This window comes from Pseudomonas sp. SWRI50 (assembly GCF_014269095.1).
GTDB classification, from domain to species: domain Bacteria; phylum Pseudomonadota; class Gammaproteobacteria; order Pseudomonadales; family Pseudomonadaceae; genus Aquipseudomonas; species Aquipseudomonas kermanshahensis.
The window spans coordinates 107,727-121,819 of record NZ_JABWRW010000016.1 but is presented as its reverse complement, the minus strand read 5'-3'; the positions used below and the strand labels follow the sequence as shown (position 1 = coordinate 121,819).

The 14,093-nt window shown below is 63.5% G+C and carries 10 protein-coding genes; 5 read left to right on the top strand and 5 right to left on the bottom strand.

Features of this window, described 5'->3' with window-relative positions; all coding sequences use genetic code 11:
- Window positions 1-126 precede the first annotated feature (126 nt).
- Entirely contained in the window at window positions 127-531 is a 405-nt protein-coding gene (locus HU750_RS17765; protein ID WP_033693936.1) for a c-type cytochrome, read from the top strand.
- A 228-nt stretch (window positions 532-759) separates the two neighbouring features.
- Window positions 760-2,616 (top strand): acetyl-CoA hydrolase/transferase C-terminal domain-containing protein, encoded by a 1,857-nt coding sequence (locus HU750_RS17760; protein ID WP_186681479.1) that lies wholly within the window; start codon window positions 760-762, stop codon window positions 2,614-2,616.
- Between the two features lie 122 nt (window positions 2,617-2,738).
- Here the strand turns inward: HU750_RS17760 and HU750_RS17755 are convergent, their stop codons facing one another.
- A complete protein-coding gene (locus HU750_RS17755) occupies window positions 2,739-3,311 on the bottom strand; it encodes a xanthine phosphoribosyltransferase (RefSeq protein WP_003253535.1) in 573 nt (190 codons plus the stop codon).
- 65 nt (window positions 3,312-3,376) lie between these two features.
- A complete protein-coding gene (gene rep / locus HU750_RS17750) occupies window positions 3,377-5,386 on the bottom strand; it encodes a DNA helicase Rep (protein WP_186681477.1) in 2,010 nt (669 codons plus the stop codon).
- 286 nt (window positions 5,387-5,672) lie between these two features.
- Between rep and HU750_RS17745 the strand changes: the two genes are divergently transcribed.
- Window positions 5,673-7,337, top strand: a complete 1,665-nt coding sequence (locus tag HU750_RS17745) for a putative bifunctional diguanylate cyclase/phosphodiesterase (protein WP_186681475.1) — start codon at window positions 5,673-5,675, stop codon at window positions 7,335-7,337.
- Window positions 7,338-7,368: 31 nt separating this feature from the next.
- On the opposite strand, the gene HU750_RS17740 is transcribed toward HU750_RS17745, so the two are convergent.
- Window positions 7,369-8,757, bottom strand: coding sequence for a NorM family multidrug efflux MATE transporter (locus tag HU750_RS17740; protein ID WP_027592179.1), 1,389 nt, complete (start codon window positions 8,755-8,757; stop codon window positions 7,369-7,371).
- A 154-nt stretch (window positions 8,758-8,911) separates the two neighbouring features.
- Between HU750_RS17740 and HU750_RS17735 the strand changes: the two genes are divergently transcribed.
- On the top strand, window positions 8,912-9,865 hold the full coding sequence (locus HU750_RS17735) for a LysR substrate-binding domain-containing protein (protein ID WP_027592180.1): 954 nt from the start codon (window positions 8,912-8,914) through the stop codon (window positions 9,863-9,865).
- A 3-nt stretch (window positions 9,866-9,868) separates the two neighbouring features.
- Here the strand turns inward: HU750_RS17735 and hglS are convergent, their stop codons facing one another.
- Both hglS and HU750_RS17725 read right to left on the bottom strand, forming a co-directional pair.
- On the bottom strand, window positions 9,869-11,263 hold the full coding sequence (gene hglS, locus HU750_RS17730) for a 2-oxoadipate dioxygenase/decarboxylase HglS (protein WP_186681472.1): 1,395 nt from the start codon (window positions 11,261-11,263) through the stop codon (window positions 9,869-9,871).
- A 207-nt stretch (window positions 11,264-11,470) separates the two neighbouring features.
- Window positions 11,471-12,355, bottom strand: a complete 885-nt coding sequence (locus HU750_RS17725; RefSeq protein WP_027592182.1) for a LysR family transcriptional regulator — start codon at window positions 12,353-12,355, stop codon at window positions 11,471-11,473.
- 135 nt (window positions 12,356-12,490) lie between these two features.
- Here HU750_RS17725 and amaB point away from each other — a divergent pair, with 135 nt between their 5' ends.
- Window positions 12,491-13,981 (top strand): L-piperidine-6-carboxylate dehydrogenase, encoded by a 1,491-nt coding sequence (amaB, locus tag HU750_RS17720; protein ID WP_012274799.1) that lies wholly within the window; start codon window positions 12,491-12,493, stop codon window positions 13,979-13,981.
- The last annotated feature ends 112 nt before the right edge of the window (window positions 13,982-14,093 follow it).

The window sequence follows — 14,093 nt, the reverse complement described above, 5'->3', positions numbered from 1 at the left end:
CCCCTTTCCTGTGTAGGGTCGTTTCACGGTCTCTGGGTTCCCGCTATACTTTTCAACGCTCGCCGACCCGTGGCCGCGAGCGTGATTAGCCACCATGAGGGTGTACGCGTGAACCAAATCAAGAAGATGCTGGCCGTACCAGCAGCCGTATTCGCCCTCTGGGCAATGAGCGCAACCGCTGCGACCAACGACGACATCGCCAAGCGCCTAGAGCCGGTTGGCCAAGTGTGCGTCCAAGGCCAGGAGTGCAAGGGCATGGAAGTGGCCGCTGCTGCAGGCGGCGGCGGTGCCAAGACGCCAGACGACATCATCGCCAAGCATTGCAATGCCTGCCATGGCACCGGCTTGCTCGGCGCGCCGAAAATCGGCGATACCGCCGCGTGGAAAGAACGCGCCGACCACCAGGGCGGCCTGGATGGCATCCTGGCCAAGGCCATTACCGGCATCAACGCCATGCCGCCTAAAGGCACGTGCGCGGATTGCTCGGATGATGACCTGAAAGGGGCGATCAAGAAGATGTCGGGGTTGTGAGTAACAGCTGAATTGCACGAGGCCCGCCGTTGATGGCGGGCTTTGTTTTTGTGCTGGCTGTGCCGGCCCTTTCGCGGGTAAACCCGCTCCCACACGGACCTCACAGTCTTTGAATGCTGCGGTGTACCTGTGGGAGCGGGCTTGCCCCGCGAAGAGGCCCGCACAGGCAACCAACCCGCCATATCCCATGTCCAACCCCTGACCCCATGGAAGACTCAGGAGGCCAAGATGCACCTCTGCGCCATCGATCAGGCTGTCGAGCAGGTCTTGTCACGCCTGCCGGCCCATATCCACATGGGCCTGCCACTGGGCCTTGGTAAACCCAACGCCTTCGTCAACGCCCTGTACGCCCGAGTGCGCGACCTGCCCGAACGTCGCCTAACGATCTACACCGCCCTCAGCCTCGGCCGCCCGCCACTGGGTGATGGCCTGCAGCGGCGCTTTCTCGAGCCCTTCGTCGAGCGTGTCTTTGCCGACTACGAAGAGCTCACTTACCTCGCCGACCTGCGCAACGACTGCCTGCCACCGAACATCCGCGTCGAGCAGTTCTTCATGCAGCCCGGCAGCCTGCTGCACAGCGAGACTGCCCAGCAGGACTACATCAGCAGCAACTACAGCCACGCCGCTCGCGACATCAACGCCAAGGGCCTGAACCTGATTGCCCAGCTGGTGGCTGCCACGCCCGAAAAGCCCGTGCACCTGAGCCTGGCCTGTAACCCCGACATCACCCTCGACCTGCTGCCGATGATCGCCAAGCGCCGCGCGGCCGGCGAGACCATTCTCATGCTCGGGCAGGTTCATGCCGAGCTGCCCTACATGCCGGGTGATGCGGAGCTGAGCATCGACGCCTTCGACCTGCTGATTGACGAGGTGGAGCAACGTCGGCTGTTCTCTACGCCAAACATGCCGGTCAACACCCAGGACCATTGCATTGGCCTGCACGCCAGCACGCTGGTGCGCGATGGCGGCACGTTGCAGATCGGCATTGGTGCCATGGGCGATGCCGTGGCCGCCGCGTTGCTGGCCAGGCAGGGCGACAACGCCGGCTACCGGGCCTTGATGGATGAACTGGATGTCGGCCCGTGGCAGGCCCTGATCGAGCGCGAAGGGGGGCTGGATGCCTTCGCCCAAGGCCTCTACGGTTGCAGCGAGATGTTCGTCAATGGCCTGCTGGCGCTGGCCGAGGCAGGCGTGGTGCGGCGCCCGGCGGACGAGCAGGGCGTGCTGGTGCATGGCGGGTTTTTCCTTGGCCCGCGGGCGTTCTACCAACGCTTGCGCGAAATGCCGCTGGAGCAGCGCGCACGCTTTGCCATGACGCGGATCAGCTACATCAACGAGCTGTATGGCCAAGAGGAACTGAAACGCCGCCAACGTCGGGATGCCCGCTTCATCAACACCGTGTTCACCATGACCTTGCTCGGCGCGGGGGTTGCCGACCAGCTGGAGGATGGCCGTGTGCTCAGCGGCGTGGGCGGGCAGTACAACTTCGTCGCCCAAGGCCATGCGCTGGAGGGTGGGCGCTCGATTTTGCTGCTGCGCAGTTGGCGTGAGGCGGGCGGGCAGGTGACGTCCAACCTGCTCTGGCAGTATGGCCACTGCACCATTCCCCGGCATTTGCGTGACATCGTGGTAACCGAGTACGGCATCGCCGATTTACGTGGGCAGACGGACAGTGAGGTGATTGCGCGGCTGCTGGCGGTCAGTGACTCACGCTTCCAGGGCGAGCTGATGGAGCAGGCCAAGCAGGCCGGCAAGCTGGCCAAGGATTTCGAGCTGGAAGCCCGCTTCACTGACAATACGCCGGAGCGGCTCGAGGCTATCCGGGCACGGCATGCAGGGTTGTTTCCGGAGTATCCGCTGGGGACTGATTTCACGGCTGAGGAGCGGGACTTGCTGCGGGCGCTTAACTGGTTGAAGAGCAAGTTCAGGCTGAGCGAGGCGCTGGAGCTGGGCAAGGCCGCGCTGGATGCGCCGGGGCCGGAGGGGTATGAGGGGCACCTGAAGCGGATGGGGCTGGACGCTCCGCAGGGATTGAAGGAAGAGTTGTATCAGCGGCTTTTGCTGGCAGGGTTGGCGGTGCCCTGAAGATTGCCGGGGCTGCTTTGCAGCCCATCGCCGGCAAGCCAGCTCCCACAGGAACTTCACGAGGCCGCGCCTTGTGCAGTACCTGTGGGAGCCGGCTTGCCGGCGATGGGGCCGGTACAGGCTTACTCGATGAAGCTGACCACACCGCCTTCCAGCGACTTCACCCGGGCCAGCGATTCAACGCGGTAGCCCTGGCTGTCCAGCTCGGCACGGCCGCCCTGGAACGACTTCTCGATGACGATACCCAGGCCGGCCACGGTGGCGCCGGCCTGCTTGATGATCGAGATCAGTGCCTGGGACGCCTTGCCGTTGGCCAGGAAGTCGTCGATCACCAGCACGCGGTCGCTGCTGTTGAGGTGGCGCGGCGAGATGGCCACGGTGTTCTCGGTCTGCTTGGTGAAGGAGTACACCGAGGCAGTCAGCAGGTTCTCGGTCAGGGTCAGCGACTGGTGCTTGCGCGCAAAGATCACCGGCACGCCCAGCTTCAGGCCAGTCATCACCGCCGGGGCGATGCCCGAGGCTTCGATGGTGACGATCTTGGTCACGCCGGCGTCGGCGAACAGGCGGGCGAACTCGTCACCGATCAACTGCATCAGCGCAGGGTCGATCTGGTGGTTGAGAAACGCGTCGACTTTAAGAACCTGATCGGAAAGCACGATGCCTTCTTCGCGAATCTTCTGATGCAGTGCTTCCACTGTGGTTTTCCTCGATGTAGCAAAGGTGGCCGCAACAGCGGCAACGGTTAAAGAGTAAGGGTTGATCAGCGTTTGAGCATTGCCCGAATATCGGCCAGTGCGTTGTTGCCACGCGCGGCTTTCACTTCGACGGGCGCATCGTCCAGGCCTTCCCAGGCCAAATCGTCCGGCGGCAGTTCGTCGAGGAACCGGCTCGGGGTGCAGTCGATGATCTCGCCGTACTGCTTGCGCTTGGCCGCAAAGGTGAAGGCCAGGGTCTGGCGCGCGCGGGTAATGCCCACGTAGGCCAGGCGGCGTTCTTCTTCGATGGTGTCGGCTTCGATGCTGGAGCGGTGCGGAAGGATCTCTTCTTCCATGCCCATGATGAACACGTAAGGGAATTCCAGGCCCTTGGAGGCATGCAGGGTCATCATCTGCACACCTTCGGCGTTTTCTTCCTCTTCCTGCTGGCGCTCAAGCATGTCGCGCAGCACCAGCTTGCCGATGGCGTCCTCGATGGTCATGTCACCCTCTTCGTCCTTCTCGAGGGTGTTTTTCAGCGCATCGACCAGGAACCAGACGTTGCTGATGCGGAACTCCGCCGCCTTGTCGCTGGCGGTTTGCTGGCGGATCCAGTTCTCGTAGTCGATGTCGCGGATCATCTCGTGCAGCGCGGCGATCGGGTCATCCAGCGCCACCTTGTGGCGCACCCCGTCCAGCCAGTGCTTGAAGCGCTGCAGGCGCTCGGTGTAACGAGCGTCCAGGTGCTCGCCCAGGCCCAGCTCTTCGCTGGCGGCGTACATCGAGATACCGCGTTCGGTCGAGTAATTGCCGAGCTTTTCCAGGGTCGTGGAGCCGATTTCCCGGCGCGGCACGTTGATCACGCGCAGGTAGGCGTTGTCGTCGTCGGGGTTTACCAGCAGGCGCAGGTAGGCCATGAGGTCCTTGACCTCCTGGCGGCCGAAGAAGCTGTTGCCACCTGAAAGGCGGTACGGCACCTGGTGGTGCTGCAGCTTCAGTTCGATCAGCTTGGCCTGGTAGTTGCCGCGGTAAAGGATGGCGAAGTCGCTGTACGGGCGGTTGGTGCGCAGGTGCAGGGTAAGGATTTCCATGGCCACGCGTTCGGCCTCGGCTTCCTCGTTCTTGCAGCGGATCACGCGGATCTCGTCGCCCACGCCCATCTCGCTCCATAGCTGCTTCTCGAACGCGTGTGGGTTGTTGGCGATCAGCACGTTGGCGCAGCGCAGGATGCGGCTGGTGGAGCGGTAGTTCTGCTCGAGCATGACGATCTTCAGGGAGGGGTAGTCCTCCTTGAGCAGCATCAGGTTCTCGGGCCGCGCGCCACGCCAGGCGTAGATCGACTGGTCATCGTCGCCCACCACGGTGAACTGGTTGCGCATGCCGATCAGCATTTTCACCAGCAGGTACTGGCTGGCGTTGGTGTCCTGGTATTCGTCCACCAGCAGGTAGCGCACGCGGTTCTGCCAGCGCTCCAGCACCTCGGGGTGTTCCTGGAACAGCTTGACCGGCTGCAGGATCAGGTCGTCGAAGTCCACCGCGTTGAACGCCTTGAGCGTGCGCTGGTAGTGGGTGTAGACGATGGCGGCGGTCTGTTCGCGCGGGTTGCGGGCCTTTTCCAGGGCCTCGGGCGGGAGGATCAGGTCGTTCTTCCAGGCACCGATCATGTTCTTGATCTCGTCGATGCCGTCGTCGCCGGAATACTCTTTCTGCATGATGTCCGACAGCAACGCCTTGATGTCGGACTCGTCGAAGATCGAAAAGCCTGGCTTATAGCCCAGCTTGTCGTGCTCCTTGCGGATGATGTTCAAACCCAGGTTGTGGAAGGTGCACACCGTCAGGCCGCGGCCTTCCCCCGGGCGCAGCAAGGTGGCGACCCGCTCCTTCATCTCGCGCGCGGCCTTGTTGGTGAAGGTCATCGCCACGATGTACTGGGCACGGATGCCGCAGTTCTGGATGAGGTGGGCAATCTTGCGCGTGATGACGCTGGTCTTGCCGGAACCTGCACCGGCGAGCACCAAAAGAGGGCCGCCGACGTAGTCTCGGGCTTCCTGTTGCCGGGGATTGAGTCGGGACATGCTAGAAACCGGGGGTCGCCAGAAAATAGCCGCGCATTCTAACAGGCATGGGCCGGTAATGGCGCGACCGTCTGACGTCTGAGTCAGACTTTTATCAGTGCATAAGTATTAGTCAGGCTCATGCTATTCACCGAAAAAATCGTATTTGCCGGTTGGCCTGGTTTCGCGCACGATGCACGACGAAATGTGTCGTTGCCTACATATATAAAAGCGTAAATCATTTTCATTCATGCAGTGGCATACTTGGCCTCTGCCGTTGCACCCGCCCATGCCCTAAGGAGCCCGCTTGTCCACGCCTGTCGAACCGTTGCGTTTGCTGCTGTTGGCTGATGAGCCGGAATGGGCCGTGCTGTTGCGCGAGTGCGTGCAGGCACTGAGCGGCAGCGCGGTGTTGTTGACCGCACCTGACTGGGAGTCGGTCGACAGCCTGTTCAGCCACGACCGCCAAGCCGTGATCCTGGCCACCCCGGCCTTGCTGCCAGCCCCCGGCCGCTGCGAGCTGCCCACGGTCGTGCTGCTCGATCACGAGCCTGAAGTGGCGCCCACCGGGGTCAGCGACTGGCTGGTGCGTGACCACCTCAATGCCGATGCCTTGCGCCGCTCGTTGCGCCACGTTCGCGAGCGCGGCGTGCTGGTTGCCACCTTGCAACGCCTGGCCGAGCAGGACCCGCTGACCGGTATTGCCAACCGCCAGGGTTTCCAGGCCTTGCTGACCACGCGCCTGGCAGAGGGGGATGGCCGTGGCCTGGCCCTCGGCCACCTCGACCTGGACAACTTCCGCCACGTCAACGACGCGCTTGGCCATCAAAGCGGCGATCGGCTGATCCTGCAGGTGGTGGCACGGCTCAAGCTGCAACTGGAGGCCGGCGACCAGCTGGCCCGGCTGGGCAGTGACGAATTCGCCCTGCTGATCGATACCCGCCGCGACCCGAACCGCGCCGAGTGGATGGCCGAACGCATCATCGAAGCCTTGGCCGAGCCCTACTGGATCGACGGCGAAAGCCTGCTGCTCGGCTGCAGCCTGGGCCTGGCCCACGCCAGGGCGCAGGGCGGCGCCGACCCGCTGATGTGGCATGCGCACATCGCCATGCGCCAGGCCAAGGGTAGCCAGGGCTGTACCTTTCATGTCTTCAACGAACGCATCAACCGCAACGCCCGCAGCCTCGCCGACCTGGAAAGCGAGCTGCGCCGGGCCCTGCGCCGTGACGAGCTGGAGCTGCATTACCAGCCACGGCTGAACCTGGCCGATGGGCGCATCGTTGGCCTCGAGGCGCTGGTGCGCTGGCGCCATGCCGAGCGCGGCCTGTTGCCGCCCAGCGAGTTCGTGCCGCTGGCCGAGCAGAGCGGGCTGATCGTGCCGCTTGGCTACTGGGTGATATCGCGCGCGCTGCGTGACATGCAGGCGCTGTGCGAGCATGGCCTGCCGCCGCTGCACATGGCGGTGAACCTGAGCTTCAGGCAGTTTCAGGACAGCCAGCTGCTGGCCACCCTGAGCCGGTTGATCATCGAGCACGGCGTCGATGCCCGCTGGCTGGAGTTCGAGCTGACCGAGACGGCGGTCATGCGCCGCAACGAACGGGTGCGCCAGACCATGGATGCCCTTGGGCGCTTGGGCGTGCGTTTTTCCTTGGATGACTTCGGCACCGGCTTCTCATCGTTCGTGCACTTGAACAGCCTGCCAATCGCCTTGCTCAAGGTTGACCGCAGCTTTGTCGCCGAGATGGAAATGCGCGAGGAGAACCGCAAGCTGGTGCACGCCATGATCAACCTGGCGCATAACCTCAACCTCGAAGTGGTTGCCGAGGGAGTGGAAAGCGAAGCGCAGATGGCGTTGTTGCGCGAGTTCGGCTGTGACCAGGTGCAGGGATTTTTGGTCAGCAAGCCGCTGCCGGTGGCGGAGTTGATGGCGTTTTTGCAGGACTGTGGAACGCCGCATCTGGCTAGCCTGTAATGCGGCTAGGGCTGCAAAGCAGCCCCGGCAATCACACAGGCAGTGCAGACCTGTCAGGCAAACCCGCCTTTCTCAACAGCCGTTTCATCCGCCATTCAAAGCCAAGGGTCAGCGCCACTGCCGCACAGGCCAGCCCCAACGCCAGCCCCCACCAGATCCCGACCGCGCCGCCTCCCAGGTTGAAGGCGAACAGCCAAGCGCTGGGAGCACCCACCAGCCAATAGCAGCACAGGCCTATCAGGAAGGTGGTCTTGGCATCCTTCAGCCCACGGATCGAGCCCATGGCGATGGTCTGCATGCCGTCGAACAGCTCGAACCAGGCCGCGACCATCACCAGCTGCACGGCCAGTTGGTAGATGGCCGCGAACGCGGGGTCGTTGCGGTCGATGAACAACCCCACCAGGGCATCCGGCAACAGCCAGAACAGCGCGGCGAAGGCGAACATGATCATCCCGCCAAAACCGATCCCCACCCGGCCTGCGCTGCGGGCCGCGAGCAGGTTGCCGCCGCCGTAGTACAAGCCCACGCGCATGGTCACGGCATAAGACAGCCCGGTGGGCACCATGAACGCCGTGGAAACGATCTGCAGCGCGATCTGATGCGCCGCCAGCTCCGTGCTGCCGAGCACGCCCATGCACAGTGCGGCAAAGGCGAACAGGCCGACCTCCACCATGTACGTGCCGCCAATCGGCAGGCCCAGCCGCCACAGCTCGCGCAGGGCCGGCAGGGAAGGGCGTGACAGGCCCTGGCGCAGCGGGTAGGCGGCATAGGCCGAATGCCAGCGGATGTACAGGGCCAAGGCAATCGCCATGCCCAGCGACACCACGGCTGTGACCAGGCCGATGCCCATCAGGCCCAGCTTGGGCAGGCCGAACATGCCTTCGATCAACGCAACGTTGAGCAGGTAGTTGAGCACCGTGCCTATCACGCTGATGACCATCACCGGCGTCGAGCGGCCAAGCGCGCTGGTGAAGCCACGCAGGGCCATGAAGGTCAGGTAGCTGGGCAGGGCCAGCGGCAGCAGGGTGAGGAATTCGGCGGCCGAGGCGACGTTCTCCGGCTGTTGGCCAAACATCAGCAACACCGGCTCCAGGTTCCACAGCACCAGCGCCGCGACCAGGGCCAGGCCCCAGGCCAGCCACAGGCCGCTTTGTGCCAGGCGTGTGACGCCCTCGATGTCGTTGGCACCCTTGCGGATGGCCACCAGCGTGCCGACCGCGGCGATCACGCCCAGGCAAAAAATCGACACGAACGAGTAGCTCGCAGCGCCCAAACCGCCGCCCGCCAAGGCTTGCGGGCTGATGCGGGCCATCATCAGGGTGTCGGTCAGCACCATCAGCATGTGCGCCAACTGCGAGGCGATCAGCGGCCCAGCCAGGCGCAGCAAAGCCTTGAGTTCGGTGGTAGGCGCTACATGCATGCGTGTGGTCCTTTTCCTGATCCCGTGAGCGAAGGGCGATTCTGAGGCTTTGGTCAGCTTTGCACAAAAGGATAAAAACGATCATTGGCATGAGTTTGACTCATGTGTTTATGCTGTCAGCGATCCGTTCCCCAGCCCGCATGGCAGGTGCCTAATGTCTCGTCAGCTTCCACCGTTGTATGCCTTGCGCGCATTCGAAGCCGCTGCGCGACTGAGCTCCTTCACCCGTGCCGGCGAAGAGCTTTCGATTACCCAGAGTGCGGTCAGCCGCCATATCCGCACCCTTGAACAACACTTCGCTTGCCGCCTGTTCGTGCGCAGCGGCCGCAGCTTGCAATTGACCGAAGCGGCCAGGGTGTTGCTGCCCGGCGTGCGCGAAGGCTTCGCCGCGCTGGAGCGGGCTTGCGACACCTTGCGCGGCGAAGATGACATCTTGCGCATGAAAGCGCCCTCTACCCTGACCATGCGCTGGTTGCTGGCCCGCCTTAGCCGTTTTCGTCACCTGCAGCCCGGTAACGAAGTGCAGCTGACCAGTGCCTGGATGGACGTCGACCATGTCGACTTCAACCAGGAACCTTTCGATTGCGCCGTGTTGCTCAGCGATGGCGTGTTCCCGGCGCATTGGGAAGTGCGCCGGTTGTTTCCCGAACTGCTGATCCCGGTGGGCGCCCCGGACCTGCTCGATGATGGGCCGTGGGACGAGCGTCGGCTGGCCTGCATCGAACTGCTGCACCCGACCGTGGACAAGCGTGACTGGCGCGAATGGCTGGAACGCATGGGGCTTAGCGACAAGGTGTCGCTCAAGGGCGGCCAGGTGTTCGATACCCTGGAGTTGGGCATGATCGCAGCGGCGCGTGGCTATGGCATATCGATGGGGGATTTGCTGATGGTGGCCGAGGATGTGGCGCAGGGGCGTTTGAGCTTGCCCTGGCCAACGGCGGTGCCCAGCGGCATGGATTACTACCTGGTGTGGCCGCGCACCCGGCCGGGTGGCGAGCGGTTGCGGCGCTTGAGCGAATTCTTGCACGCGGAGGTGGCGGCGATGGACCTGCCAGATGTGCAGGTCCTGCCGACGCTTGGGCCGCAGCGCGACCCAATGCGACCCTAAGGCTTACATCGACCCCAGGTTCAGCGCCTGTGCACACGCCTGCAACGAGCGGCGCTCGCTCTGCGCATACAACGCCAGCTCATCCTGCACCTTCAGCCCCAATGCAGCTTCGAACGCCTCACGGTTAGCGTTGCTGCCGTATTCTGCCTGCGCATCATCGCCCAGGTTGGACTGGAAGATCCCCGCTGCACTCACTGGCAGGAAGTCTTCGTACACCAGCGCCTCGAAGTGCACATGCCCCGCATCGATCAGCCCTTGCAGGGTGGTCGGGCGGTCGCTGTGATCGCGAGCGGCCAGGCCTTTTTCGGTGGCGAAGTAACGGAAGTAGGCCAGGCCCTGTTCACGCATCTGCGCCAGGTCGTCGGGGAACTCGGCGAAGGTCTGGCTCAACAGCGTCCTGTAACGCTCGGCATTGGCTTCGGCTGGCACACCGCCCAAGGCGGCGCGGGTAGCATCAAGCAGTTTGTCGTACAGCTGGCGACCCTTCGGCGTCAGTGCGGCACCGCGTTGTTCGATCTCGCCGAAACGCGCGGTGTGGCTGCCCTCGCTGCCTTGCTGGCCGCTGAAGGCGACTTTTTCCTGCAGCGCCTTGAAGCTGGTCTGGCGTAGCAGGATTGGGTGGCGGCGGGTGGGCGGGCCTTCGACCACGGCCTTTGGTGGAATGCCCTTGGCCGGCATGCCGACCTGGATCGCGTCGATGTCCAGGGTGCGCGGGGTCAGGTGGTTGATGTGCGGGCCCTTGAAGGCCACCACATCGGCAATCAGACGGTGCTGGTCGTGCAGTTGCTGGTACTGCTCAGCGGTTACCGTGGCGTCATGGTGCCAGCGGAAGGTGTGCAGCGCTTCCTGCACGAACGCCTCGGCGTCGGCTGCGCTGAGGCCGCCGTCACGCTCGCACTGGGCAATGAGCTCGAGTACGCGCGGGGTGAAAATCTTGCGTTTGGCCAGGATGCCCTGTGCCAGTTCGCGCAGTTGCGGGTTGTCGATCAATTCCAGGCGCAGCAGCGAGGTGAACACCCGGAACGGGCTGACATGCAGGGACTGCTCGTGCACGGCGCGGAAGGCGGTGGAGTGCACGGGTACGCCTGCAGAGCTGAGGTCGTAGTAGCCGACGGGCTCCATGCCCATCACCGCGAACAGTTTGGCGATGGTGGCCAGTTCTTCGGCGGTGCCGACGCGGATGGCGCCGTGGCGTTCCTGGTCCAGGCGCTCGATTTCGCCGGTCCAGCGCAGCGCTTCGGCCACCTCTGGTTGCTGGGTCATCACCTGCTGGTTGATTTCGCTCACCAGCTCCAGCAGCGTGCCATACAGCGGCACTTCCTGTTTGTACATGAGCGACATGGCGGCAGAGAACTGCGCGCGGATGCTGTCTGGGCTGACGAAATCGTGGGCGGGCATCGCTAGCTTCCTGGTTGGGTTCGGACGCTTACATGAAAGCTGGGAATGCACATGCCTCACAAGCGAAAAAAAGTGCGAGTGTCATTCCTTTTTTGATCGACCTTAGGGCCCCTTCGCGGGTGAACCCGCTCCCACAGGGGTGGTGCAATGTTTGAACGCTGTGCAGTACCTGTGGGAGCGGGTTTACCCGCGAAGAGGCCCTAGAGCCTACAACTGCTCGCGAATCCACTCCACCAACGCCCGCACCTTCGGCACCTCCGCCGCATGCTCGGCATACGCCAGGTAATGCGCCCCGGTGCTCTTCATCGCATGATTCCAGGCAATGACCAGGCTCCCTTCATTCAGCTCCTTGGCCACCAGGTACCGCGGCACCAGCGCCACCCCACAGCCCGCCTGCGCCGCGCTCAAGGCCATATAGAACGTATCGAACCGCGGCCCATGGTAGGCACTCACACTCTGCAGCCCCAGCTCCAGAAACCACTCATGCCACGCCTCTGGCCGCGACGTACTCTGCAGCAGCACCAGCTCGGCCAACTCACCGGCATCGGCCAGCGCCCGCCCGGCCAACAGCTCCGGCGCGCACACTGGCACCACCTCTTCGCGGAACAGCTCCACGCAGGTCGCCCCCGGCCAGGTGCCTTGCCCATAGAAGAACACCACATCCGCCGAGCCTTGCAGCAAAGCGAATGGCTCCATCTCGTTACGGATGTCCAGGTGGATATTGGTGTGGCGCTTGCCAAAGCCTTTGAGGTGGGGGATCAGCCAGCGCACGCCAAAACTCGGTTGAGTGGCTACCTTCAATATCTCGGTCTGCTCGCCATAGGTCAGTACGTAGCGGCTCGACATGTCCACCTGGGTGAGGATCTTGTTGACCTCGGCCAGGTAAAGGCTGCCCGCTGGCGTCAGTTGCAGGCGGCGGCGAATGCGCAGGAACAGGTGGTGGCGCAGCATGTCTTCGAGTTGCGCCACTTGCTTGCTGACCGCGCTCTGGGTCAGGTGCAGCTCTTCGGCGGCACGGGTGAAACTTAAATGACGGGCTGCAGCTTCAAAGCACTGCAGGGCGGTCATGGAGGGCACCAGGCGTTTGGACATAGCGGTCTCTGCGGCTCAAATCATTACCTGACGGAATGATATGCGGAATAAAGGTCGTTTGTTGCACTGGTGTGATCGGATTAATACTGATCCACATCATTTTTCCACCCCATCACCGATGTAGGAGATGCACAAATGGTTGCTGGATTGCTCGAGCGCCTTGGCGTTGCCGCCGAGGCTTACACCCAGGGCGACTACCCTGTTCACACGCCGATCGACGGCAGCCAGATCGCTTCGGTGAAACTGCTCGGCAAGGCCGAGACCATCGCCCGCATCGATCAGGCGCAAAGCGCCTTCGACGCCTGGCGCACCGTGCCGGCCCCACGCCGTGGCGAGCTGGTCCGCCTGTTCGGTGAAGTGCTGCGTGAACACAAGGCCGACCTCGGCGAACTGGTTTCGATCGAAGCCGGCAAGATCACCCAGGAAGGCCTGGGTGAAGTCCAGGAAATGATCGACATCTGCGACTTCGCCGTCGGCCTGTCGCGTCAGCTGTACGGCCTGACCATCGCCTCCGAGCGCCCTGGCCACCACATGCGTGAAACCTGGCACCCGCTGGGCGTGGTTGGCGTGATCAGCGCCTTCAACTTCCCGGTTGCCGTCTGGGCCTGGAACACCGCGCTGGCCCTGGTGGCCGGTAACTCGGTGGTGTGGAAGCCGTCGGAAAAGACCCCACTGACCGCCCTGGCCTGCCAGGCGCTGTTCGAAAAAGCCCTGAAAGCCTTTGGCGATGCACCGGCTGGCCTGGCGCAACTGGTCATCGGTGGCCGTGAAGCGGGCGAAGCGATGGTCGATGACCCACGTGTGCCGCTGGTCAGCGCCACGGGCAGCACCCGCATGGGCCGTGAAGTCGGCCCACGTGTTGCCGCTCGCTTCGGCCGCAGCATTCTCGAACTGGGCGGCAACAACGCCATGATCCTGGCCCCGAGCGCGGACCTGGACCTGGCTGTGCGCGGCATCCTGTTCTCCGCCGTGGGTACTGCGGGCCAGCGCTGCACCACCCTGCGCCGCCTGATCGTGCACCGCTCGATCAAGGACGAAGTGGTTGCCCGCGTCAAAGCCGCCTACGGCAAAGTACGTATCGGTGACCCACGCAAAGACAACCTGGTGGGCCCGCTGATCGACAAACTGTCGTTCGACGCCATGCAGGGCGCGCTGGCCAAGGCCCGCGACGAAGGTGGCCAGGTGTTTGGCGGCGAGCGTCAGCTGGCTGACCAGTACCCGAACGCCTACTACGTGTCCCCAGCCATCGCCGAGATGCCGGCCCAGAGCGACGTGGTTCGCCACGAGACTTTCGCGCCGATCCTCTACGTGCTGGCCTACGATGATTTCGAAGAGGCCCTGCGCCTGAACAACGAAGTGCCACAAGGCCTGTCCTCGTGCATCTTCACCACCGACATCCGTGAAGCCGAGCGCTTCCAGAGTGCCTCGGGCAGCGACTGCGGCATCGCCAACGTCAACATCGGCACCAGCGGCGCCGAGATCGGCGGTGCGTTTGGTGGCGAAAAAGAAACCGGCGGTGGTCGTGAATCCGGTTCGGATGCCTGGAAAGGCTACATGCGTCGTCAGACCAACACCGTCAACTACTCGCGCGAGCTGCCGCTGGCGCAGGGTATCGTGTTCGACTGATGCTGCATGGCCGGGGGCTTTGCCCCCGGTTCGCGGGGCAAGCCCGCTCCCACAGGATCCCCGCTGCCTTTCAGGCCTGTGTGGTCCCTGTGGGAGCGGGCTTGTCCCGCGA